The following is a 23,375-nucleotide window of genomic DNA, read 5'->3' as shown; positions in this document are numbered from 1 at the left end:
TTTGTCCTGTGGTTGACTCTCCGGCAAGACCCTTCAGCCATCAGCCAGCGTTTCAAGCCCTGCGGTGCGCAAGATGGTGCGGAAGTTGTCGCTGAACACGAAGTTCTCCTCTGGGAACTCGATCCCCGCCAGGTTGCGGTCGATGTGGCTGAACATCAGGTCCACGCGCCCGATCTCGGCCCAAGCGCCGGACACCGGCGTGGTGACGCGCACGATGCCCGTGGTCGAGGCGCCCAGCGTGTCCATTCGCTCGATGGTCGCGTCGTACTGAATGTTCATTCCGGGCGTCACGTCGGCGTCCAGCTCCGCCCGCACCACCTTGGCGAGGATGACTTTCTCGCGGAAGCGGTTGACGGAGCCGACCAGGATGCCCGCCGTCTGGGCCATGCCCTCGATCATCAGCGACGCGGGCATGATGGGCATGGCGGGAAGGCCGCCCGCCGCGTCGAAGTGGTCGTGCAGATGCTCCTCCGCCAGCGAGACGCACTTCACCGCGACCAGGCGCCGGTCGGCTTCGTAGGCGACGATCTGGTCGATCCACATCCAGCGCATGGGGCGTCACCCCAGTTTTCGCGCGACAAAGTCCACCAGCGATTCCACGGTGATGTGCTCAGCGACCTTGGCCACCTCTCGATCGCCCTCGAACTTTGAGAAGTCCACGTGGGGCATGCGTTCGCGGAGCATCTTCATGCCCGCATCGGTGAACCTGCCGCCGGCCACCCACTCCGGGTTCTCCATCAGGTTCTCGGGAAAGAGCTCGCCCTGAGCCACCTTGAACGGCCTGGCGGGCGTCGAGAAGGTCTTCTCAAGCCGGAACTGGATGTCCAGCACGTCGATGGACTCGGCGCCCAGGTCGCTGGTCAGCGACGCCTGGGGCGTGATCTCGTCCTCATCCACGCCCAGGGCCTCCTCGAGGACGCCCTTGACCTTCTCATAGATTTCATCACGCGTCATGCAGTCGATCTCCGGTTGATTGGAGCGGGATTGTTCACCACAGAGGGCACGGAGGACACAGAGAGTAAAGGAGATCAGCGGTCAGACGAAGGCATCAGGCGCCGGGCATTGGGCCATATTGAAACCAAGAACCGAGAACCCATCAGTCCTCAGTCCTCCGTGCTACCCATTCGCTCACGGGCCGCATGGTAAACCGACCGGATACGGCTGTCGCGTCTCCGGCGGCATCCGTTTGGGCCTGACCCGCACGTCGGACACGCCCGGTACCCCTGCACACGTACGAACCGTCCCCCGCGTCCTTGACCAGTCCCACCTCGATCTCCAGTTGCTCACCGGGGCGCACCATGTTGCCGAACTTCAGGGCCTTCACCTCGCCCAGCACCAGTCGCGGGTTGCCGCGCGGGGCGAGCATGGCCCGCGCCGCCTGCGTCATGGCCTCGATCATCAACACGCCCGGCAGCACCGGGAACGACGGGAAGTGGTCCTGCAGGTATTCCTCGGCCAGCGACACCTGTTTGACCGCCACGATCCGGTCGGCCGTCTGCTCCACGATGTGGTCGATGAGGACGAACTTCATGGAAGGGGTGACGGTAGGGGCGGCGGGGCGGAAACGCAAGCACCCAACGACCACCCCCTGGGGGCGGCACTGGCGTTCCGCCTCTCATTCAGTGGCACAGGCGTCTCGCCTGTGATCATCCGACATCTCTTCGACAGTCATCAGATGCGGCGCCATGTCGGTTGATCGCTTCGCCGCGCAATTCCTGCGCCGCACCATGCCGCCCCCTTTCTGTCCGGCGCGCATGGCTCTCGCCGATATCAGACCTTTGACGACGTGAGGCCCTGATCCGCAATGAGTGCGCGCAAGAAACCGGAGTCGGAGATCCTGCCGGCCCCCTCCATCGCCCGCCGCATCGGCTGGGTGATCGGCCTGGGGGCGTGGCTGTTCCTGCTGGGGTCGCTGGTGAGTTTTCACCCGGCGGATCCACCCACGCACGCCGCCGCCCCGTGGAATGATCCGGTGCGCAACTGGTGCGGCCCGGTGGGGGCGTCGATTGCCTACCACGGCTACCTCGTGCTCGGACTGGGTGCGTGGGTGCTGCTGCTGGGGCTGGCGGGCTTCCTGGGCGTGACGGCCACGGGCCGGCGCGTCACCCAGCCGGTGCTGCGGGCGATCGGGCTGGTGCTCATGTCGATCGCCTTCGCCGCGCTGCACGCCCTGATCGCGCCCACGGTTGGACCGCTGGGGTCGGTCTCGGGCGGGTTCTTCGGCATCTACGTGACGGGGGAGCTTGCGGGGCGATTCAACGTGCTGGGCACGTTTCTGTTCGTCGCCGCCACGTTCCTGGTGGGCGCGATCGTGGCCATGGATGAAGTTGTGCTCGCCCTGCCCCGCGCCGTGTGGCGGACGCTCAAGTTCACGCGCAAGGTGCGGTCGATCCCGCTGCCGCAGGTATCGATGCCCCGGCTGTCGATCCCCGGCTTCGGCGGGGTGGACGCCCGCGCCGCCTCAACGGACGGCTCGGCGGAGGAAACCGCCAGCGAAACAAGGAACAGGCGTGGTAAGAAGAAACCCACCGATCCCGTCGCCATCGACCCGGATGCCGGGGGCGTCGGGGGGGTCGAATCCTTCGTGCCCGAAGAGCACGAGATCGACGAGCCCGTGGGCCCCGTCACCGAGGCGCCCAAGGCGCTCATCGAGCAGAAGCCGGCGGCGACGGCTCCCTCGGAGCCGGACGACGACGCGGAAGAGCCGATCGGCCTGATCGAACCGGCGCGGCCGGAACGCAAGCAACTCTCCCGCGAGGAACTGAAGGCCAAGATCGCCAGACTGCCCGTGCGCATGGCGGGCAAGAACACCGCCATCGCCAAGGACGCCGACATCCCCCGCGAGCCGCAGGAACCCAACTTCGAGAGTTACCAGTTCCCGCCGCTCTCCCTGCTGGAGGATCCCGAAACCAACTACTCCGAGCGGCTGGAGAAGTTCGTCCGTGACCAGGCGCAGGTGCTGGAGGAGTCGCTGCGCACCTATGGCATCGACGGCGAGGTGGTCGGCATCGACTCCGGCCCGGTGGTCACGCTGTACGCCGTTGAACTGTCTCCCGGCACCAAGGTGGCCAAGGTGACGGCGGTGGCGTCGGACCTCGCCCGGTCGCTGCGGGCGCAGAACATCCGCATCGTGCCCAACATCGCGGGCAAGACGGCCATTGGCATCGAGGTGCCCAACCTGCAGAAGGAGAAGGTCCGGCTGAAGGAGCTCATGTCCGGCGGACACGCCGACAAGATGGGCCTGCCCATGTTCCTCGGCAAGGACGCCTCGGGCGAGCCGCTGGTCTCCGACCTCTGCCGCATGCCCCACATGCTCATCGCCGGCACCACCGGCTCGGGCAAGAGCGTGTGCATGAACTCGATCATCATGTCGTGGCTCTACACCAAGCGCCCGGATGAACTGAAACTGGTGCTGGTGGACCCCAAGATGGTCGAACTGAGCCAGTTCCAGAACATCCCCCACCTGATGTGCCCGGTGGTGACGGAGATGAGCAAGGCGGCGGCCATCCTCGAATGGGCCGTCACCAAGATGGAGGAACGGTACGAACTGCTCTCCGAGGCGGGCGTGCGCGACATCGGCGGCTACAACGCGCTGACCGAGGAGGAGCTCTACGAGCGCTTCCAGCCGCAGAACGACCTGGAGCGGGCCAAGATTCCCAAGAAGCTGCCCTTCATGGTCTTCATCATCGACGAACTGGCCGACCTGATGATGACCAACAAGGAAGTGGAGCACTCGATCGTGCGCATCGCGCAGAAGGCCCGCGCGGTGGGCATTCACCTGGTGCTGGCGACGCAGCGGCCTCAGGCCAACGTGGTGACGGGTCTGATCAAGTCCAACATGCCCTGCCGCGTCTCGTTCAAGGTGGCCTCGGGCATGGACTCACGCATCGTGCTCGACCAGAAGGGCGCGGAGCTGCTGCTGGGGCAGGGCGACATGATGTTCCTGGCCCCGCACACCAGCGAGGTGAAACGCGCTCAGGGCACGCTCGTGACCGACAACGAGATCCGCAAGGTGGCCAAGTTCCTCAAGGAGGTCGCCGCTCCCACCTTCGAGCGGGCGCTGCTCACCATCCGACCCGGTCAGGGTGGGGATGGCGACGCGGGCGAGGGCGGACTGGACGCCAACGAACGCGACCCGCTCTTCGACGAAGCCGTGAAGGTGATGATCGAGTCCGGCCGCGGCTCCGTCTCGCTGCTGCAGCGGCGGCTGGCCATCGGCTACTCGCGGGCCTCGCGCCTGGTCGATCAGATGGGTCTGGCGGGCATCCTGGGCGAGCACCGCGGCTCAGTGGCGCGGGATGTGCTCATCACGCTGGAGGAGTGGGAGGAGATGAAACGCCTTGAAGCCCAGCAGGAGGCCGAGGGCACCATCTTCCAGAACGACGAATCAGGCGACGCCCCAGCCCTGGTCGGCAACGACGATGCGCCGTTCGACACGGACGACGATCGCAGAGTACCGGATGAGTACGGAGACGAGTATCGGATGTAGGGAGTAAGCACGAGGCATCAGGCGCCGCGTCGTCGGCGCTGCGAGAAGGGGGAACCGAGTCCGCGCGGACCATCACGACTCATCCCGTCAGAACGAGACGGATCGGCCCCCGACAACCGATCACGGACAGTCTGGCGCCCCCACACACACACGCATACCGGTGAACACGTGGTGATCCGCGCATGCCCCTCACCCATCCGCGCGGTCGCGCCACGTTCGCCGCGCCTTGGTTTCGCCGCGCCGTCGCTTGCTCTCCAGTCGGCGCTGCTTCACGGCCCGCGATGGCCTGCGTTTCTTGCGCATGCGCGGCGGGCGTGCGGCCTGCACCACCAGCAGGCGCAGCCGCTCCAGCACGATCTCCCGATTCATCCGTTGCGAGCGCGACTCATCGCAGGTCAGGACCAGTTCATCGTCGCGGGTGACGCGGCTGCCCGCCACGGCGCGGAGCCGTTCCAACCCCGCCGCGTCCAACCCCTGCATGTCCCGCAGGGACACGCGAACTTCCGCCTTGGTGTTGACCTTGTTGACGTTCTGTCCACCCGGGCCTGAGGAGCGGGAATACGCGAACCGCAAGGCCTTGCGGGGCACGGTGACACCCGGCGCCAGGGCAAGGTGGCCGCCATCCCCCACCGGTTGTGCGTCGTGGTCGTCGGTCATACCGTTCCTCGCGGGTCGAACAGGGCTGGTCCGAAGAGCGTAGACCTGTTGATTCGATTCTGTCATGCCGATGGAACCTGCATGAGCACCCGACCGCAGCAACCGGGGAAGAAGAGCGCCAAGTATCACCGCGCGCGTCTGCGGCACTTTCTGTTCACGAGCGGCCCGCACCGGCTGACCGGTGGTCGGCTGACCAGGCGGCACATCGCCCGCCCGGTGGCGATCCGCGAGATTGAGATCGTCAATCCGCGCTGGCCTGCGGCGCTGGACGGACTGCGCATTGCTCACGTGAGCGATTTCCACCTCGGCGACCTGCTGCCCCTGGAGCGAGGCATCGAAATAGTCTCGCTGCTGGCGGATCAGTCGCCCGACCTGGTGGCCTGCACGGGCGACGTGGTGGATCTTCACGCCGCCGGCGCGGAGCCGCTGCTCAAGGCCCTCGCCGAGACCGGCGCGCCGATGGGCTCCCTGCTGGTGCTCGGCAATCACGATGAACTGGATGATGAGCGGGTCGTGGTGCGCATGGCCGAGAAGGCCGGCATGACCGTGCTGCGCAACCGCTCGATTGAATTGAGCCGCCGCGGCGCGCGGCTGTCGGTGGGCGGCATTGACTGGGCCCGCTCGCAGAAGGCCTGTGCCGCGCACGTCGAGCGTCTGGGTGCGGGACGCGACCTGCTGCTGGCCCACAATCCCCGCGCCTTCCAGCAGGCGTCGAAAATGGGCATCCCGCTGACCCTCTCCGGTCACACGCACGGCGGTCAGATCGCCATCAAGAACCGTCCCAACGCCAACCTGGCCTTCACGCAGAAACGCCGCGCCGGCCTGTTCGAGGAGAACGGCAGCCACCTGTACGTCACCACCGGGGTCGGCGCGTGGTTTCCGCTGCGGGTGAACTGCCCGCCGGAGATCGCCATGATCACCATGCGATGCGCGGCGGCGTGATCATCAACCGCTTGCAGCGCCGCACACACACTCCACACCTGGGAATGGGCGAGGGTGAGGGCTATCGGCCAGCAGGGTCGTCCGCCAGCAGAGACTTCAGCACCGCCATCCGCACCGCCACGCCGTTGGCCACCTGTTGCAGGATCACGCTGCGCGCCGGGTCATCCGCCACTTCGCTCTCCAGCTCCAGCCCGCGATTGATGGGACCGGGGTGCAGGATCACCGCATGGGGCGGCAGCGTGCGCACGCGGTCGGGCGACAATCCGTAGCGACGGCGGTACTCGTCCACGGAAGCAATGGCCTCGCCCGCCGCACGCTCGAACTGCACGCGCAGCATCATCACCGCGTCGGACGCGGGCAGTACGGCGTCCAGGTCGCGGAGCACCTTGATGCTGCCATCCTGCACCGGCAGCCGCTCCATCGAGGCCGGGGCCAGCGGAGGCGGACCCACCAGCACCACGTGCGCGCCCATCGTGGTCAGACCGAACAGAGCCGATCGGGCGACGCGGCTGTTGGCGATGTCGCCCACGATGGTGATGGTGCGGCCCGCCAGATCGCCCAGGCGCTCGCGCAGGGTCATCACATCCAGCAGGCCCTGCGTGGGGTGCTCGTGCCGCCCGTCGCCGGCGTTGATGACGGGCTTGGAAAGCCGCGCCGCCACCTGGTGCGGCGCGCCGGAAGCCGAGGTGCGAATGACGAAGGCGTCCACGCCCATCGCCTCCAGGTTGCGGCAGGTATCGAGCAGCGTCTCGCCCTTGCTCTGGCTGGTGGTCTCCCCCATGATGTCCAGCACATCGGCCCCAAGCCGCCGCGCCGCAAGGGCGAAACTGCATCGCGTGCGCGTGGAGTTCTCGAAGAAGATGTTGGCGACGGTGCGGTGGCGCAGCACGTCCAGCGGCGGTTGCCGGCCCGACGCGACCGTGGACAGCCGCACCGCGTCATCCAGCAGGGCGACAATCTCGTCGCGGGAGACGCCGTCCAGTCCCAGCAGGTGGCCCGATCGCCTGAGCGTCAGCGGCATGGTGGCGGATGGTATCCTGAAGGTGGTCGGATGACACGCGCCGCCCTCGCCTCGGGTCGCCGGTGGATGATGACGTGATCCGGCTGTTCACGCCCGTATCCGCCGTGTCGGAGAAGTCCATGCAGTGCCCATCATGCAAGTCCGCCCCCCTGCAGCCGGTTCGCCTGGACGCCGGTCCGCCCGCCCATGCCTGCGCCGGATGCGGCGGTCACTGGGTGGCGAGCGCGGCCTACCTGGACTGGGTGGCGACGTTCGACGAACCCGGCTCGGCACGGCCGCCGACCCCCCCGTCCGATCCGGATGACCGCCCGCAGGCGGTCGAGACGGCCGAGGAGGAGTCCGCGCCGTCGCCTTCCCCCACGTCCGGGCGGATTCCGACGGCGAACACCGCCGCTCGCTTGTCGGGCGAATCTGCGGTGACGCGAAAACCCTCCTCTGGCGTCACCGTGGCGGGGTCGCGCAAGGCGAAACTCTGCCCCGAGTGCGGGCACCTGATGATCCGCTACCGCGTGGCCCACGACATCGACTTTCAGGTCGATCGCTGCAACCACTGCAACGGGGTGTGGCTGGACCGGGACGAGTGGGAAGTGCTGCGGAGGCAGGGTCTCCACCGCGACCTGCACCGGGTCTTCTCCGAGCCGTGGCAGCTGCGACTTCGGCAGGAGGAAGCACAGCAGGCGCTGGAGGCGATCTACGAGCGGAAACTCGGGACCGAAGTGTACCACGAGATCCGCCGCATCCGCGCCTGGATTGATGGCCACCCGGAGCGATCGACGCTGCTGGCGTATCTGAAGGATCGGGGGGTGGAGGAGAGTCCCTGATCAACTACCGCGGCACCTTCGCCGCCAGTTTCGGATCCGCCACGATGGAGAACGGGATGCCCGACTCGGCGATCAGCCCCGACTTCTCGTCCCGCACGCGCACCTTCAGCGTGTACTGCCCCACGGTGAGCCGCTCGGGCAGCGTGATGACATAGGAGATGAAGAAGTCCGTCCGCTTTCTCGATGACACGTCCGGCGCGGCCCGCCACTCCTGGTGCCAGATGGGCAGGTTGTCGTGGGTGTTGTAGATGACCAGTTCCTGCCACAGGTCGGTGACCCACTCGCCCTTCTGGTTCTGGACGCTGGTGAACTCCTCAATCTCGGTGTAGATGACCACCGGCTGGGCCGTGCCCGCCAGGAAGGCGTACTTGTCGAACGTCTCGAAGCGTCCGAAGCCCTCCACGCTGGTGCAGAGTTCGGCTCGGGCGATCTTCAGCGGTCCCTGGTCCGTGATCGCCATCTTGAGTTCATCGAGCAGCGCGACCAGCGCGGCGTCGCTGCGGCTGCCCTTCAGTTCCGTGCCCAGCTTCCGGAAGAACGCCTGATAGGCGCGCAGCAGGTCGCGCTCCTGCCCGTCGAGGTCGTAGAGCGCTTCCGGATTGATCTCCCGCTCCGGGTCCACCAGCGAGAGCGCCGCCATCACGAGATAGTGCCGCAGGGGCGATTCATCGTACGAGGCGTGCTGCGACAACTCCCGGCGCAGCGACACCATCGCGGTGCGCAGACGCTCCTCCACGCTGCCGCCCCCGGCGTTCATCTCCTCCACGGCGCCGGCGGCGACCGTGTCACCCGACCCCGAGGGGCGTCCGAAGGGGTTGTTGGGGTTCCACGCAGGGCCGCCTGACGCGCCAGGCGAAGCGCCGGTCGGCGAAGCCATGCCCGACGGCGACGCGACGGCTGAACCCGTGCTGGACTGGCCGGACGAGCCGCCCGCCTGGTCGTTGAAGACCACGCGGCTGGAGCCGGAGGACACGGGTGGAGTCTGCGGCGCGGCGGGAAGCGCGCCGGTCGTCGTGCCCGCGGCGCCATCCACCTGCCCTTCGCGCTGGCGCCGCATGGCGAGGAACGCCTGCTGATCGCGTTCGAACTGGGTGGCGATCTGTTCGGGGGTGAGCGGCCCGGACTGGTCCGCATTGGCCGGCCCGGCGGCCGTGCGCGAGCCGCCCGCCGCCGCGGCCTCGAGGTCAAGCGGTCTGGCCTCGCCCATCGGGCGGCTGGATGACTGCTTGTCGCCTCCGCATCCGGCGATGAGCGCGACCATGGCCGCCCCGAACAGGCGGCCCGAGTGACGATTGAACAGCGAGCGGATCACGGCTGTGCCTCCTGCACCTGGGACCGATCCTCCGGATCGGGAACCGCCGCGCACGCGACATCATCGCGACGCGACGGCCGAAGCGCCTGACAGTCGATCGGCCAGAAGGGTCGCCAATGCTTCAACATTCCGCTCGCCTGTCAACTGGCCGGTCTTGACCTTCACATCGCGTTCGACCACCTGACGCAGAAGTTGCGCGAATCGGTGGGGCGTGCCCGCGCGGGCGGCATCAAGAAAGGCGTCGCCGCCCGGCCCCCAGAGTTTCATCCGCTTCTTGACTTCGAACGGCGGAGTGCGCTCCGCCAGCAGGCGGGATGTTCCATGCAGCTTGCGGCAGAGGTCCATGAGCGACCACATCAGCAGCTCCACGGGCGCGCGGGAAACCTCCAGCAGCTCGCGGGTCTTGGCCAGGGCGTGGCCCGGGTCACCCGAAAGCACGGCGGACTGAATCTCCCACCCCTGCTCCTCCCGGCTCTTGCCCACCATCTGGGCGACCAGATCGCGGGTGATGACGGCTCCCGGCTCGACCATCGAACCCAGCTTGGCGATCTCGGTGTCCAGCCGCACCAGGCCGCACCCGAGCCGGTCCACGAGCAGGACGGCGGCCTCGAGCCGCATGGTGATGCCGTATTCGCCGTTCGCCCGCTCCACGCACCACTGGGCGGCGGCGTCGGGCTTGAGCTCCTCGCACTTGATGACCGCGTCGCACGACTTGTCAAAGTTGCCCGCGTACCACACGTCCGCCCGCAGCAGCAGCGTGGCGTGGTCCACGGGGGCGGCGGCGTATCGCTCCATCGCCCTGCGGTACTCGCCGTCCCCCTTCTTCATGAACTCGTCGGCGTCATCCACGATGACCAGCTTGTACCCCTGCATCAGCCCGTAACTTCGCAGTTCATCGAGCACGTCGGCAAGGGTCGCCGCGGCGCCGTCGAAGCGGAAGACGCCCACGTCGCCATGCTTCTCCTCCAGCGCGGCGGTGAGCTGGCGGGTGCGCTCGGTGAGCAGAAAGTGCTCCTTGCCGGAGAGCACCACGAGACGCATGTCGCCGGTGAGCGAGCCCGACTTGGCGGCGGACCGTTTGGCCATGCGCGGATGGTACCCGGCAGGGGCGCGGCCGCCAGTCGGCTGGAATGCGCCACGCTTAGAATCCCGTCGATGCTCTCCCTCCACGTCCTCCAAGGCCCCGATCGAGGCAAGCGCTTCACGCTGCCGGACAACGAGCCGCAGTTGATCGGGCGCTCCACCGAGGCGCTGCCCATCACCGATCGGAGCGTCAGCCGACGTCACGCCGAGCTCACGCCGGACGGACGCGACTGGTACGTGCGCGACATCGACAGCGCCAACGGCACCTGGGTGAACGGCGAGCGCATCACCACGCGGGTGAAGCTCGCGCCCGGCGACCAGATCCGCTGCGGCTCGACGCTCTTCCTCTTCGGGCTCGAACCGGGCGAGACGCGCCCCTCCAGCCCCATCCGCGTGGTCGGACCGGAGGACATGGACGCCACCGTGGAGCGCACCGTGCCCGGCGACGCGGGGCTGGACGGATTGGCGGCGCCGGACCAATCCGCCGAGCAGGCGCTCGCCGAGGCCCGAGGCAGCGCCATCCGCCACCTGCGCATCATCTACGACGTGACCGCGATCATCAGCCGCACCGTCGATCGCGATGAACTGCTCAACCAGGTGATGGACCTGATCTTCCGCGAGTTCACGCCCGACCGCGGCTTCATCCTGCTGCAGAGCGACCCGGCGGCGAGGCCCGACCCGGTGGTGATCCGCTACCGTGAGCGGCCGCGCACGCTGGACGAGGGCCACATTCCCGTCAGCCGCACCATCGTGCAGCACACGCTTCGCAAGGGCGAAGGGATTCTGGCCACCAACGCCATGAACGACCAGCGATTCCGCTCGGGGGACTCGGTGATGCGCTACGGCATCCGCAGCGCCATCTGCGTGCCCATCCGCACCGGCGACCGAATCTTCGGCGTTATCCACATCGACTCCAGCGTCGCCAACTTCTCCTTCAGCGAGGAGCAGTTGCGGCTCATGGCCGCCATCGGCATGCACACCGGCCTGGCGCTGCAGACCGCGGAACTCATCCGCGCCCGCGTGGGCACCGAGCGACTGGCGGCGATCGGCGAGACCGTCGCTTCATTGAGCCACTCGACCAAGAACATCCTGCAGGGGCTGCGCGGCGGGGCCGACGCGGTGGAACTGGCCCTGAACAAGGGCGACCTGAAGATGGCCCGCGACGCCTGGCCCATCGTGGCCCGCAACCTCGACCGAATCTACTCGCTCACCATGAACATGCTCGCCTTCTCCAAGCACCGCGAGCCGGAGATCGAGCTGGAGAACCTGCACGCCATCGTCGCCGAGGCGGTGGAGCTGGTGCAGGAAGCGTGCCGCAAGCGAAGCATCGCCATCATCCAGGATCTGGACGAGTCGATGCCGCCCATCCCCGCCGACCCCGGCATGATCCACCAGGCGCTGATGAACCTGCTGACCAACGCCATGGAAGCCGTGTCCGACCGCAAGGGCGTGATCACGCTGCGCACGCGGTTCGACGCCGCCCAGCACCGGGCCGAGATTCACGTGGGCGACAACGGCCCGGGCGTGCCCGAGCCGATGCGGGATCTCATCTTCGAACCGTTCCAGTCCACCAAGGGCCAGCGCGGCACGGGGCTGGGCCTGGCCGTGGCCCGCAAACTGGCGCGCGAGCACGGGGGCGATATCACGCTCGCGCCGCCCGCCGAGGGTGACGGCGCGGCGAAGGGAGGCGCGCTTTTCATCCTCTGGCTGCCTTCCGATCGCCAGCGGGCTGACTCATCCGACACCCGCGCCCCGCGGGGACACGGTTCAGGCGGGCTGGACGATTCACGCTGGTCGACCGGATAACCGACGTGGGAGGCACATCACTGGTCGGGAACGTACACGATCACCTCACGCCGACGACGAACGGCGGCGTCGCTCCTGGCGCTGATCGCCTTGCGCTCATCCGCCCCCGTCGCGTCTGAAGAGGTCACCCAGGCGACCCGGCACGTCCGGCAGCTTCGGCAACTTGTCCTTCACCTGCTGCTTGATGATGTCCTCCATCTTCACGTCGATGATGGGTTCGGTCTTGAGCGGCAGCGGCTCGCCCCTGGCGTCGTACAACGGGCCGGAGAACTTGACGCCCACGCTCACGCCGTCGGGCACGAAGCGCAGGCCTTCGATCGAGTTGCGGATGTCCGCCACCGGGTACGCCGCCACGATGGCGTTGACGACCTTCCGGCCAAGGTCCACGTTGCCGGCGAAGACCAGCCGCTGCCGGTCGCCCCGGTCGCCGCCGATGGAAATGACGAAGTTCTCGTAAGCCAGCACGCCGTTGCGGATCTGGACGACCAGGTCGCCCACGTGGCCGGGGATCGTGTCGCGCCGCTGCGTGTTCACGTACTGCAGAATCTTGAGGAACTGCGAGCCGCTCTCGAACTCCACCGCGCCCACCGAGATCGTGATGTCGGCGTTGAGTTTCGACAGGTCGTTGTCCGAGGGGACGCTCGCCTGCGTGATCGTGACCTGGATGGGCTTCTCCACCGTCCGGATGTCGGCGAAGATGGTGTGAATCTGGTACAGCACCCGCTTGCGGAGCGACTCCGTCCACTCCAGGGAGGCGGTGGTGGGCTGGTCCCGCTGCAGGATGTACCGCTTCTCCCCCACCGCCAGCGCGGTGCGCGCCGTGGAGCCGTTGGCCGCGTCGAGCGAAGCGTTGATGCGGCCCGTGGTCGCCGACAGGCCACGCGTGCGGATATCGGCGCTGACCGTCGGCCCCAGGGCGTCCACCAGCAGCGAGTTGCGCCCCGAGTACGCATCGACAAGCCATGTGGGGAACCTGTTGACGCGAATGTCGGCGTCAAGCGCGCCCTTCTCGAAGACCAGCCGCCGCTCCTCGTCCACCAGCCGCCGCAGCGTGAGCGTAGCGTTGAGCGTGGATCGCTCCGATTCGGGGATCGTCGATTCGTCGCCCGTGCCGCGCAGCACCCCCAGCAGCTGCACCTTCGGACCGATGGCCAGATCGTCGCACAGCACCTTGACGTCGAAGCGGTTGAGCGTGATGGTGTCCGACGCGCCGGCGGCCAGGTCGCGCCGGGTGATCGACACGGGGCGCGTCGCATTGAGCTGAATGTCGATCTTGGCGCGGGTCGAGGGCAGTTGCGGACGGAGCAGCGACAGCGCCTGGGCGGGCAGTGAGAACTCACGGATGGTCAGCGACATCGGCACGTCCGCCGCCACCGAATGCTGAACCGTCGGCGCCGGCGCGCCCTCGGCGTGGCTGGGGTTGAGCAGGGACGCCGCCGCCGCCGCCGTCAGCGTGATCGCCGTTCGATCCGAGGTGACGCGCACGGTGTCGGCGTCGGCGCTGGCGGTGAACGTGCCCGTGAAGTGCGGGAAGGCCGGCGCCAGGATCGCGCGGTAGCCACCGTTGTCGAGCACCGTCGCCTCCAGCCGCAGGGCGCCGGCATCCCCCAGCCAGCGGCGCAGGTCGCCGGACGGATACCCCAGGAGCGGCTCCAGCATGACCACGTCGAACTCGGTGAAGTTGAGCGTGGCGGCGGGACGGAACACGCCCCCCGCGTCGCGGGCCACGCGCAGGTCGTAGGCCACGTCCGCCACCTTGCGCTGACGGGCGTCGGCGCGGACCAGGGCGTCGCCCTTCACGCCGATCGACATCCGCTCGCCCAGAACTCCGGTTACCGCGGCGGTGATGCGCCGCAGCAGCAGCACCTCTGTCTCCGGCAGCCCCGGCGCGTTGGCGACCCGAATGTCCGAGACGCGCAGATCGGCCTCGAACCCGCCCACATCGGCGGCATACGAGCCCCCCGCGCGTGTGAACAGCCGCGCGGGCTTGAACGTGGCCACGATGCTCTCCGACGACACCTGCATGGGGTTGGGCGGCGCCCCCCCGGCGCCTCCCGCCTCCTCGTCTTCCGCCGGATTGAGCACCATCGACACCACTTCGGGCCGCAGCGCGGTCCGAACTGTGCCGCTCTCCAGCAGCACTTCCGTCTCGGTGCGCCGGGTGGTCAGGTTCGCGCCCAGTCCGGGGCTTTCCACGCGCACGACCGCCAGCAGGTCGCGCCCCGCTGGCCGGGTCTCCACCGTCAATCCCAGCGCGCCGTTGAGGTGCGCCGCCACAACGGGTGGCAGGTCCGGCGCGAAACGCGAGATCAGCCCCGGCGTGATGTTGGCCACCGACAGCGTGCCCACCGGGGTGCAGTTGAGCGCATCCACCGCCCCCGAGGCGTTGATGAGGCCCGAGATCGACTGATCCAGGTTGATTGTCGCCCCTTCCGCGACGATCGAACCCGTCAGCCCCACCCGCTGCCGCGCCCCCGGCGTGCTCAGCCCCAGCCGCAACGACGTCACATCCACCGGCGGCAGCGCGGGGTTGACGATGATCGGCTGGCCGGTCAGCGTCACTTCCCCCCGCGCCGCGATGACGTAGGGATCAAACGCGGCGGCTCCTCCCATCGCGGGGAGTGTGAACTGATCGAATGACGCCCGAAGCCGCCGGGGCAGGCGCAGGCCCCGCTCGCCCGCGAAACCCGCCACCAGTTCGGGTCGCAGGTCCGTCTCCACCACCAGGGTGCGTCCGTTCAACCCTCCCTTGGAGTCCACGTCCGCCTCCACCCGCGCCACCAGGTTGGCGGCGGCGGCGCTGAGCGAAATCGCCCGCGTTTCACCCTGCGCAAAGGCGGCCTCCACGTCCAGCGTCGGGCCCAGGTCGCGCTCGATGACCACCGGCGTACCCGACAGGAAGCGCTGGGCCATCACCGCGGGCAGGCGCGTGGCCTTGAACGTACCCGCCAGCCGCGCCGGATCGAACGCGAACGCGCCGGCGGGCGAGAGCATCTCGATCGCCGCCAGCGACGCCGTGACGGTGGTCGGCTGGAACTGGTTGACGGTGGCGCTCAGGTCGATCGAGACATCCACCTGCCTGGACAGGTCCGACGCGCTCACGCGCAGGGTCAGCCCGCTCAGATCGATCACCTGCACGTCCGGGTGACCGGGCAGGTCCACGCGGGCGCTGCGCGTGATGATGCTCGCATCCACGCTGCCGCGCGTCAGGTTGAGTCCGCCTCCGCTCCGCGGCACGTTGATCGACGCCGCGTCGATGCGCACTTCGATGCTGGTCGGCTCGCCCCCCGCGCCCGGCGCGAGCGACGGGCGGCTGTGCAGCCCCATCGTCCTGGCCAGGTCGGCGGGCAGCCAGGCGCCGAGCGTGTCGTCGCGCGGCATCAGCCGCATGGTCACGGGGCTGCCCTGCCTGACGATGAGCCGCCCGTCCTGCAGGTTCGCCTTGCCGTCCACGTTCAGCCGGGGCGCCGCGACCGAGAAGACCACGGCGGCGCGCTCCAAATCGCCGTCGACGTTGACGGTCGCCCGCTCCAGCACGTCGCCCGCGACCGTGGACAGCCGCGAGCCCAGGCCCGTGAGCGCTTCGAGCATGGCCACGGGAAACGACTGAATCGTGGCGTCCACCGTGACGATCAGTCCGTCCACGTTGAACGCCCCTTCGGGCGTGAAGGGATCGACTACCTTGCCTCGCGCCTCCAGGCGGCCCTCCGTCGCCCCCACGCGCGTGCCCGAGCGCAGGTCAAACGTGATCGCCTGCGCAAGATCAAGGTCCACGTCGGCCCGCAGGTCGTTGAGCGCCAGGTTCTGGTCGATCGTCCGGTCGCGCACCTTGATGGTCAGCCCCTCGACCAGCAGCCGCGCCCGCAGATGGGGCGGACCGGACGATGATGCTTCGGGCGGCGCGGGCTTGCCGGGGTCAGCGGACTTGAGCAGGCGCTCGAAACTGGTCGTTCCATCCTCGTAGCGCATGGCGCTCATCTCCCCCGAGAGGCGGATGGCGCCATAATCGCCGCCGGCGAACATCAGCCCCAGCAGCCCCTTGTCGAGCGATACATTGGCGTCGATGGTGGTGTCCCGGTCCGCCGAGACGATCGACAGCCCTTCCACGCGCTGTCCGCTGAACCAGCCCAGCGACAACCCCTTGATCTCGGCCCGCCCGTCGATGCGGGACTGGATGGCGTCGGTGATGAACCCCTGGAACAGCCCCCACGAGATGAGCGTGGGCAGGAGCACGACGAAGACGACCAGCGCCGCCAGCCCCGCGGCGCACCATGTGATGACCCGCTTGAAACGACTCTTCCCTCGCGGCGGCTGCGACATGCGTCACACCCCTCCTGATCGGTTGATTCCCCGGCGCCCGCCCTGCATTGTCTGCCGGAGGCGCGTGAAAGGCGAATGATCGCGGAGCGCGACCTGGCTCACGCGGCTCCGAAGTCCCCCGTCAGTCCACCAATGCGGGAGACGCCAGGCGCTCGCCCACCAGCGAGAGCATCCGTTCCAGCGCCGCCCGCGCCCACTCACGGGCCTCGGGATGCACGCGCACCTCGTTGACCACGCGCCCTTCCGCGAGATTGTCAAGCGTCCACAGCAGGTGGGGCTGGTCGATGCGGTACATCGTGGTGCAGAGGCACTGACACTCGCTGAGAATGCGCACGTTGACGCCGCGCTGCTTCGCGGCGGCGGCCAGACGGTTCACCAGGTGAAACTCGGTGCCCACCGCCCAGTTGGAGCCGGGTTTCGCCTTCTCGATTTGTCGGATGATGTACTCGGTTGAACCGGAAAGATCGGCCTTGTCCACCACTTCCTTGCAGCACTCGGGATGCACCAGCACGGTGATGCCGCCCCTCTCGGCGTAGGCGGCGCGAATCTGGTCAACATGCTCGGGCCGGAAGAGCTTGTGGACGGAGCAGTGCCCCGCCCAGAGCAGCACCTTCGCCTCGCGGATCTCGTCATCCGTCAACCCGCCGCCCGGCTTCTTCGGGTTCCACACGCGCGTCTGCGAGCGCCCGCGCCCCGCGGCCTCGTCCACTTCGGTCAGCAGGCCGAACGACGAGGCGGTGTTGCGCCCCAGGTGCTGATCGGGGAGAAAGAGAATCTTGATGTTCTCCGCACCATCATCCGCCTCACCGCCTTTCAGCGCCCACTCGAAGACGCGCTTCGCGTTGGAACTGGTGCAGCACGCCCCGCCATGCCGGCCCACGAAGGCCTTCACCGCCGCGGAGGAGTTGACGTAGGTGATGGGAATGAGCCGGGCGCGCGGACCGCCGGCACGCGGCTTCCGGCCGGCGGCTGACGGCTGACGGCCTTCCCCCACCACCCGCTCGATCGTCTCCCATGCCTCCACCGCGTCGTCGTACTCGGCCATGTCGGCCATCGAGCAGCCGGCGGACAGATCGGGCAGAATCACGCGCACCGATTCGTCCGTCAGAATGTCGGCGGTCTCCGCCATGAAATGAACGCCGCAGAACACGAGGTACTTCGTGCCCCGCTTCACGGACTCCTCGGCGGCCAGCTGGCTGAGTTTCAGCGAGTCGCCCGTCAGGTCGGCGTGCTGAATCACGTCGTCCTGCTGGTAGTGGTGGCCGAGGATGAGCAGGTCGTTTCCCAGTTCCCGCTTTCGCGCCTGGATGGCGCGGGCGAGATCGTCATCGGACATGGTGCGGTAGCGTTCGGGAAGGGCGGGCTGCCAGAGCATGGGGGGCTCCCGGATGCGGCAATCCTAGGAGTGCTACGACGGCCCGTCGGCACGGGTTCAGCGCATCGCCTCGCACCAGCGCGGTATGGAGATACACTCATTCCAAGCGCTTTCCTGCGCCGGTCTTTCAATTCCATGACGCCCACCCATGCTGGAAGCCGCGCTGGTCATCCTGATCGTCCTGACCGCCGCGACGTACCTGGCGCGGCGTTGGTGGCGCTCGTGGGCCGCTGGACACGGCGGGTGTCATGGCTCGGGCGGAAGGCCCGCCAAGTCCCGACCTCAGCGGATCACCCTGCACGGACGACCACTGCGATAGAACAATTCCCGCGATCCTGTCGCTTTGCCTGCGCGAGTGTCGTGGCTTGGGCCGATATCTGACCCGGCGTGGTTCTTTATTCGACCCTCATCGTGACGGGCCTGCTGGCGGCGCTGCTGGTCTATCGCTACGACCTCTACGACCGCGAACCGTGGCCCATGCTGCTGCTGGCGGCAACCGCGGGATTCGGCGTCATGTGGCTGCTGGGCGACATCGAGCAGTGGACCATCGACCTGTTCCGAACCGCCGAATGGCACAACGTGGTGGTGTCGGCGGTGGCCTCCACGCACGAGGAGGGCGCCCGGCTGCTGCTCGTCGCCCTCATCGCCTGGCTCATTCCGCGGCATTTCAACGACCCGATGGATGGCATCATCTACGGCTCCATCGTGGGCCTGGGGATGGCGATCGAGGAGTCGATGTCATACCTGCAGTTGTGGCGCACGCCGCTGAGCGCCCTGCCGCCCGCCACCGAGTTCGTGCGATACGCCGGTCATCTGGTGCTGGGGGGCATCACAGGGTTCGGCGTAGGCATGGCGCGCATGAAGATGGCGCGGTGGCCCCGAGTTCTGGCAGGATGCCTGGCCGTTTCGCTGACCATTCATTTTCTGTGGGACTGGCTGGCGTTCACCGCCGGGCCGAAGGGAAAGATGGAATGGCACCAGACGCTGGCGGCGGTGGGGCTGATGGGGTTCGGGCTGCTGTTCTACGGCATGCTGGTGGTCGTGGGTTCGGACTGGTCCCGCCGGGTGTTCGACCCGCACAGCGTCAGGCAGCTCTGGGGCTGGCCGATCACGCTGCTGATGACCCGCAAGAACGACCCGACGGGCGCCTGAGAGGTCTCAGCGCAATCCAGCGGCGCGCTCGTACTGCGCCTTCACGCCCGGACGATTCATCACGATGAACGTGTACACACCCAGGGCCGTTCCGACGGGGATGCTCAGCATGGAGAACCCCGCCAGCACATACGTGAACGTGCGGTGCCTTCGCTGGCTGATCCAACGGGCGTCGAGAAAGTAGAGCAGCCCCAGCAGCAGCGACACCAGGATCACGCCCACCCCCAGACCACTGAACAACCACAGGAAGAACTCCGGCGACGGGGCGTTCGGGTCGGGCGTCGTGTCCCGACGCATCCCTTCCGCCATGAACCAGCCCATGAAGACATAGATGCCGCCCGCACACACGCCCAGCGCGGACAGCCCCGCCATGATGTAGTAGAACAGCGACAGCAGTTTCAGGTGCTGCTCGTCCGCCGCAGCTTCCGAAGGCGAAACGGCGGCGGATGGCTGAATCGGCGGGGTGTGCATGTCCCTCGATCTCCTCAGGCGGCATCCGCCTTGGCCTCAACGAATCCCCTGGAGCAGCGCCTCGAACGCCGGACGAGCCGCCTCCACCGTCGCGATCGGACCGAGCAGGCGGATGAACACCTTCTCGCCGCCGGGCTTCTCCACGATGGACTGGACCATCATGATGCCGGGTCCGCCTTCTCCGACGCCCATGCCTCCGGAAAACGTGCCCGACAATGTCGCCGTGGTGATACGGAGGTCACCAACCGTGATTTCATCGACGCGGGGCGTGACCGGCTGGCCGCCTTCGCCCTGGAACTGACCGACCCAGCGCGAAATGTTGCTCTCGTTGGAGCCGCCGATGCCCACGAAGACGACCAGTCGCGCCTCGCCCGCGCCATCCACGCCCGCCACGCGCAACTGCACCGCACGCATGGAGGAGCCGGGCTGCTCCGGCTCCCAGGAGAGAGGAACCGGCGCGCTCAACCCGCTGAAGGAAATGCGGCGCGTACCGGCCGGATCTTCGCCGCCCGGGGTTCCACGCGCACCGGGCGGCTGCGGTTCGACCGGACGACCGGCGTCGGCGTGCGTCCGTTCCGCTTCCCCTGACGAGGCCCTTTCGCCGCTCGCGCGGGCGACATCACCCTGAACGGGCGCGTCTTCCGGCTCCAGCGCGTACACGCGCGCCCCGTTGTCCCTGATGCCGGCGTCGCCCGCGGGCGACCGATCACACCCGCCCGAAAGGAACGCGAACACCAGAAACGACGCGGCGGCGAGATGCTGAGTCAATGACATCGGAAGCAATCCTTGCGGCGTCCGTGGCCGCCGAGAGCAGGCGAACGTGGACAAGTCAGAGAGTGTAGGAAGTTGCGCCGGTGAACGGCCACCGGAACAGTGGGCTTGCCAGATTGCACACAGCTGATTCCACTGGCTGGTGGAGGCGGTTTTTTCGCCCCTTTTTGCTTTGAAATCCCCGCAATTCGCCTTATTCTGCCGGTGATCGAGGTTCCGGGCTCATCGACATTCGCGCCGAAACGACGCGTTCACGCACGCCTCGGCGTGGTGAAACAGGTTCCGCGCCATATCGAGAGCCCTTCACTGAGGCACTTTCGCGGATAGGAGGCAACATGCGTACGACCACACTTGCACTGATGACCACCCTGCCCCTGGCCGCCCTCGGCATGGGCGCTCAGGCCCAGTTGATCGTCGGCAACGATCAGTCCGGCGTGGCCACGATCTATCACGTGGACGTGAACACGGGGGTCGCCACACCCTTGTATTCGTCTTCAACGACTGAAGCCAAGCCCTGGGGCATGGCCTACGACCCGCAGACCAACACCCTCTACTGGAACAACGGCGGCACGCTGTACAGTTCGCCATTCAGCATGAGCGGCCTGACCCCCACCAACCTGGGCTCCATGACCTACAACGGCGGGGCCGTGAACTTCGTCGGTCTCGGCTTCCGCAACGGCAAGCTGCTGGGAACCCGCAACATCGCCACCGAAGCCGTGTACGAGATCGACCCCGTCACGCGCCAGGCCACCCTCATCTACCAGTACTCCTCGGCGTTCGACTTCGGCGGCGTGGACGTGGACGCCACCAACGGCAAGCTCTACGGGCTGAGCGATACAGGCGGCGCGGGGCTGTACGAGATCGACACCAACGCGCAGAATCAGTTCTTCCGCGCCCCCTATCCGGGAGGCGAGACCGACATTGACGGCCTGGCCACCCACAACGGCATCGCCTACTACGTCACCGACGGCCCCAACACCACGCAGCCCAACTTCTACGTGTACGACATCAACAGCGGCGCCCTGCTGCGCACGCTGCCCTCGCCCTTCACCGGCAGCGGCACGTTCAGCGCCGCGGCGTTCATCTCCGAGATTCCCGCGCCCGGCGCCGTCGCCCTGCTCGGCCTGGCCGGGCTGGTTTCGACGCGCCGTCGCCGCGGCTGATCGCCTCGCCTGACGCTGATGACTCTCTGGCAACCGACCGGCCCGGCGCCGGTCGGTTGTCGTTTCCGCCGGGTCATCACGTCGGTCCATCGAGCGCCTGTTTCATGCGGACAATCCGCGCTCCGCCCGGCGTTCGCAGAATCGTGTCGCACCACGCCGCGCCGTCGTATTCGTATCGCACCTGCACCGCGGCGGCATCGCCCGAGGCGAACAAGGTGCGCGCCTCGTCCAGTGAAATGGCCGAGGACTCGGCTCGCCGCGCTCCCGCGGACCTGATCGTCACGCGCTCGATGGCCGCACTCCGTTGAAGATCATCGAAGAGCCGGACGAGTTCTTCGGCGCTGAGAATCGCCTCGTGCAGCACGGGCAGGGGCGGGTTGGGTGAGGATGCGTCCATGAATGGGAGAGGATTGAGGGAGGGTGCGGAGTGCTGAGTTGGCACTTGGTTCTCAGGGTTCGATCCTCGGTTCCGCCGAGCGCCCGGTACCTGACGCCTGATGCCTCCGGCTGATGGCTGACTTCTATCTCCCCGCGCTCCGCGCTTCACTTCCTCACCCCGGCCTCGGCGGCCGCGGCGAGGCCGGCAGCAGCATCACCGCGTTGATCGGGGCGGGGCAGACGTGATGGCACACGCCGCAGCCGGTGCAGACCTCGGCGATGATGCGCGGCTTTCCTTCGCGCACCTCGATCGCCCCCGAAACCGGGCACTGCTCGGAGCAGACCGTGCAGAATGAGCCGGTGAATGCGAGGCAGTCATCGGCATGAATGCGGGCCTCGCCCATCACCAGGCCGCGCGGCCCCAGATCACCCCGCAGCACGCCCGGTTCGCAGGCGGCGATGCAGGGCGTGTCCGGACACATCCGGCACGGAGCGGAGGCGGCGTCAATCATGGGCGTGCCGGCCGCCCCGCGGTAGCGCGCCGGGGCGAGCACGATCGCATCGTGCGGGCAGGCCTCGATGCATGCCTCGCATCGCGTGCATTCGGTCAGGAAGGACGATTCTTCGATGGCTCCCGGCGGACGATGGATCGGGAATGTGCGAGGGAAGCGGCCCCCCGGCGGATTCGCTTCGCGCGATTCATCCATCCCGCGATGGACAGGCGCACGTCCTGAGTCGTTCGACTCGCGACGACCACCTTCTCCCGACTCACCGCGGCGACGCAACGCGCCGCGCAGCCAGTCGCGCCGCGAGATGGGCGGCTGATCGCTCACCACTCCCGCTCGCTCAGGTCGCGCAGAAACTGCACCGGATCGGAGGCGGGGCGCTGATCCAGCGTGGCGGATGGCGCATGGCACTGCAGGCAGTTCTGACGCTCCGGGTGGGTCGTCATCATGCCGGGACGGCCCATCGGCCCGTGGCAACTGAGGCAGTCATCACGCATCCAGGTGGAGTGCGGAACGGTCGGTGGGGCGCCGGGCCAGGCCCGCTCGCCCTGGAACGGCGCGGGCAAACCCTGGAACAGCGATTCCACGATCACCGGGCTCACCGGGGCTGAAGTTCGGTCCTCCACGTGGCATTGCGTGCAGTTGGCCAGAAACGGGTGCGGCATGGGTGACGCCAGCCGCGCATCCACGCGCGTTCCTTCCTGGTGGCACGCCATGCACGCGGCGGCGGAAAGCTGATCCACCGTGTGCGGCACCGTGGGGGGAGCGCCGTTGTAGGCCCGCCGCGCAGCGCGATCGGCGAGCGAAGCCGCCCGCAGCGTCGGGTCGCGTTTTTCGTCGTCGGTGTACGTCACCTGCCGCTGCACCAGCGACGCCAGTTCGGAGCGCCACCCCTGGTTCGGACCCATGCGCCGGGCCGCCATGTCGGCGTAGGTGACGGCGGGCACCGCGTCGCCCCCGCCGGCGCCGGCTGGCCCCGCGGACTCGAACGGGTGCGCGACGCCCTCGGGTCGCACCGGCTGACCAAGTCCGAACAGATACCCCGCACCCGCCAGCGTGACAGCCGCGATGACGATGAGGTGCAGCGCTCGGGGCGGTATCCGCACCG

21 protein-coding genes are annotated in these 23,375 nt (G+C 67.9%); 7 read left to right on the top strand and 14 right to left on the bottom strand.

Annotated features, from left to right (window positions below; genetic code table 11):
* Positions 1 to 33 precede the first annotated feature (33 nt).
* The 3 genes from HRU76_08770 to HRU76_08760 all read right to left on the bottom strand — a co-directional run bounded on the left by HRU76_08770 (position 34) and on the right by HRU76_08760 (position 1,531).
* The gene (locus HRU76_08770) at positions 34 to 552 is read right to left on the bottom strand and encodes a beta-hydroxyacyl-ACP dehydratase (GenBank protein ID QOJ17668.1); all 519 of its coding nucleotides are present in this window, start codon (positions 550 to 552) and stop codon (positions 34 to 36) included.
* A 6-nt stretch (positions 553 to 558) separates the two neighbouring features.
* On the bottom strand, positions 559 to 954 hold the full coding sequence (locus HRU76_08765; protein ID QOJ17667.1) for an acyl carrier protein: 396 nt from the start codon (positions 952 to 954) through the stop codon (positions 559 to 561).
* 142 nt (positions 955 to 1,096) lie between these two features.
* The gene (locus HRU76_08760) at positions 1,097 to 1,531 is read right to left on the bottom strand and encodes a beta-hydroxyacyl-ACP dehydratase (protein ID QOJ17666.1); all 435 of its coding nucleotides are present in this window, start codon (positions 1,529 to 1,531) and stop codon (positions 1,097 to 1,099) included.
* A 273-nt stretch (positions 1,532 to 1,804) separates the two neighbouring features.
* On the opposite strand from HRU76_08760, the gene HRU76_08755 reads away from it, so the two are divergent.
* On the top strand, positions 1,805 to 4,489 hold the full coding sequence (locus HRU76_08755) for a DNA translocase FtsK (GenBank protein QOJ17665.1): 2,685 nt from the start codon (positions 1,805 to 1,807) through the stop codon (positions 4,487 to 4,489).
* Positions 4,490 to 4,678: 189 nt separating this feature from the next.
* On the opposite strand, the gene arfB is transcribed toward HRU76_08755, so the two are convergent.
* Complete coding sequence (gene arfB / locus HRU76_08750) at positions 4,679 to 5,146, bottom strand: aminoacyl-tRNA hydrolase (protein ID QOJ17664.1); 468 nt, start codon at positions 5,144 to 5,146, stop codon at positions 4,679 to 4,681.
* Between the two features lie 81 nt (positions 5,147 to 5,227).
* On the opposite strand from arfB, the gene HRU76_08745 reads away from it, so the two are divergent.
* A complete protein-coding gene (locus tag HRU76_08745; GenBank protein ID QOJ17663.1) occupies positions 5,228 to 6,088 on the top strand; it encodes a metallophosphoesterase in 861 nt (286 codons plus the stop codon).
* A gap of 61 nt (positions 6,089 to 6,149) precedes the next feature.
* Here the strand turns inward: HRU76_08745 and HRU76_08740 are convergent, their stop codons facing one another.
* The gene (locus HRU76_08740; protein QOJ17662.1) at positions 6,150 to 7,109 is read right to left on the bottom strand and encodes an aspartate carbamoyltransferase catalytic subunit; all 960 of its coding nucleotides are present in this window, start codon (positions 7,107 to 7,109) and stop codon (positions 6,150 to 6,152) included.
* A gap of 119 nt (positions 7,110 to 7,228) precedes the next feature.
* Between HRU76_08740 and HRU76_08735 the strand changes: the two genes are divergently transcribed.
* The gene (locus HRU76_08735; protein ID QOJ17661.1) at positions 7,229 to 7,930 is read left to right on the top strand and encodes a zf-TFIIB domain-containing protein; all 702 of its coding nucleotides are present in this window, start codon (positions 7,229 to 7,231) and stop codon (positions 7,928 to 7,930) included.
* A gap of 4 nt (positions 7,931 to 7,934) precedes the next feature.
* Here HRU76_08735 and HRU76_08730 read toward each other — a convergent pair whose 3' ends face one another.
* Both HRU76_08730 and holA read right to left on the bottom strand, forming a co-directional pair.
* Entirely contained in the window at positions 7,935 to 9,242 is a 1,308-nt protein-coding gene (locus HRU76_08730) for a hypothetical protein (GenBank protein ID QOJ17660.1), read from the bottom strand.
* Positions 9,243 to 9,302: 60 nt separating this feature from the next.
* Positions 9,303 to 10,328, bottom strand: a complete 1,026-nt coding sequence (gene holA / locus HRU76_08725; protein ID QOJ17659.1) for a DNA polymerase III subunit delta — start codon at positions 10,326 to 10,328, stop codon at positions 9,303 to 9,305.
* 69 nt (positions 10,329 to 10,397) lie between these two features.
* Between holA and HRU76_08720 the strand changes: the two genes are divergently transcribed.
* Positions 10,398 to 12,131 carry an FHA domain-containing protein gene (locus HRU76_08720; GenBank protein ID QOJ17658.1) on the top strand — a complete coding sequence of 578 codons (1,734 nt, stop codon included), beginning with the start codon at positions 10,398 to 10,400 and terminating at the stop codon, positions 12,129 to 12,131.
* 96 nt (positions 12,132 to 12,227) lie between these two features.
* Here HRU76_08720 and HRU76_08715 read toward each other — a convergent pair whose 3' ends face one another.
* Positions 12,228 to 16,451, bottom strand: coding sequence for a hypothetical protein (locus tag HRU76_08715; GenBank protein ID QOJ17657.1), 4,224 nt, complete (start codon positions 16,449 to 16,451; stop codon positions 12,228 to 12,230).
* 121 nt (positions 16,452 to 16,572) lie between these two features.
* Positions 16,573 to 17,826 (bottom strand): quinolinate synthase NadA, encoded by a 1,254-nt coding sequence (gene nadA, locus HRU76_08710; GenBank protein ID QOJ17656.1) that lies wholly within the window; start codon positions 17,824 to 17,826, stop codon positions 16,573 to 16,575.
* A 148-nt stretch (positions 17,827 to 17,974) separates the two neighbouring features.
* Between nadA and HRU76_08705 the strand changes: the two genes are divergently transcribed.
* Both HRU76_08705 and HRU76_08700 read left to right on the top strand, forming a co-directional pair.
* Positions 17,975 to 18,145, top strand: a complete 171-nt coding sequence (locus HRU76_08705; GenBank protein QOJ17655.1) for a hypothetical protein — start codon at positions 17,975 to 17,977, stop codon at positions 18,143 to 18,145.
* Positions 18,146 to 18,213: 68 nt separating this feature from the next.
* A complete protein-coding gene (locus HRU76_08700) occupies positions 18,214 to 18,978 on the top strand; it encodes a PrsW family intramembrane metalloprotease (GenBank protein QOJ17654.1) in 765 nt (254 codons plus the stop codon).
* A gap of 6 nt (positions 18,979 to 18,984) precedes the next feature.
* Here the strand turns inward: HRU76_08700 and HRU76_08695 are convergent, their stop codons facing one another.
* Positions 18,985 to 19,449 (bottom strand): hypothetical protein, encoded by a 465-nt coding sequence (locus HRU76_08695; protein QOJ17653.1) that lies wholly within the window; start codon positions 19,447 to 19,449, stop codon positions 18,985 to 18,987.
* Positions 19,450 to 19,485: 36 nt separating this feature from the next.
* Positions 19,486 to 20,223, bottom strand: a complete 738-nt coding sequence (locus tag HRU76_08690) for a hypothetical protein (protein QOJ17652.1) — start codon at positions 20,221 to 20,223, stop codon at positions 19,486 to 19,488.
* Between the two features lie 332 nt (positions 20,224 to 20,555).
* Here HRU76_08690 and HRU76_08685 point away from each other — a divergent pair, with 332 nt between their 5' ends.
* Positions 20,556 to 21,383: a hypothetical protein gene (locus tag HRU76_08685; protein QOJ17651.1), complete on the top strand. Its 828-nt coding sequence runs from the start codon at positions 20,556 to 20,558 to the stop codon at positions 21,381 to 21,383.
* Positions 21,384 to 21,459: 76 nt separating this feature from the next.
* On the opposite strand, the gene HRU76_08680 is transcribed toward HRU76_08685, so the two are convergent.
* From HRU76_08680 to HRU76_08670, 3 genes are all read right to left on the bottom strand, one after another.
* Positions 21,460 to 21,780, bottom strand: a complete 321-nt coding sequence (locus tag HRU76_08680) for a hypothetical protein (GenBank protein QOJ17650.1) — start codon at positions 21,778 to 21,780, stop codon at positions 21,460 to 21,462.
* A gap of 154 nt (positions 21,781 to 21,934) precedes the next feature.
* Positions 21,935 to 22,468, bottom strand: coding sequence for a 4Fe-4S binding protein (locus HRU76_08675; protein QOJ17649.1), 534 nt, complete (start codon positions 22,466 to 22,468; stop codon positions 21,935 to 21,937).
* 122 nt (positions 22,469 to 22,590) lie between these two features.
* Positions 22,591 to 23,190 (bottom strand): nitrate reductase cytochrome c-type subunit, encoded by a 600-nt coding sequence (locus tag HRU76_08670; protein ID QOJ19148.1) that lies wholly within the window; start codon positions 23,188 to 23,190, stop codon positions 22,591 to 22,593.
* Between the last annotated feature and the right edge of the window lie 185 nt (positions 23,191 to 23,375).

It is taken from the genome of Phycisphaeraceae bacterium, assembly GCA_015709595.1.
GTDB lineage: Bacteria > Planctomycetota > Phycisphaerae > Phycisphaerales > SM1A02 > CAADGA01.
Note: the sequence above shows the minus strand (reverse complement) of the source record. Positions and strands in the feature narration are given on the sequence as shown.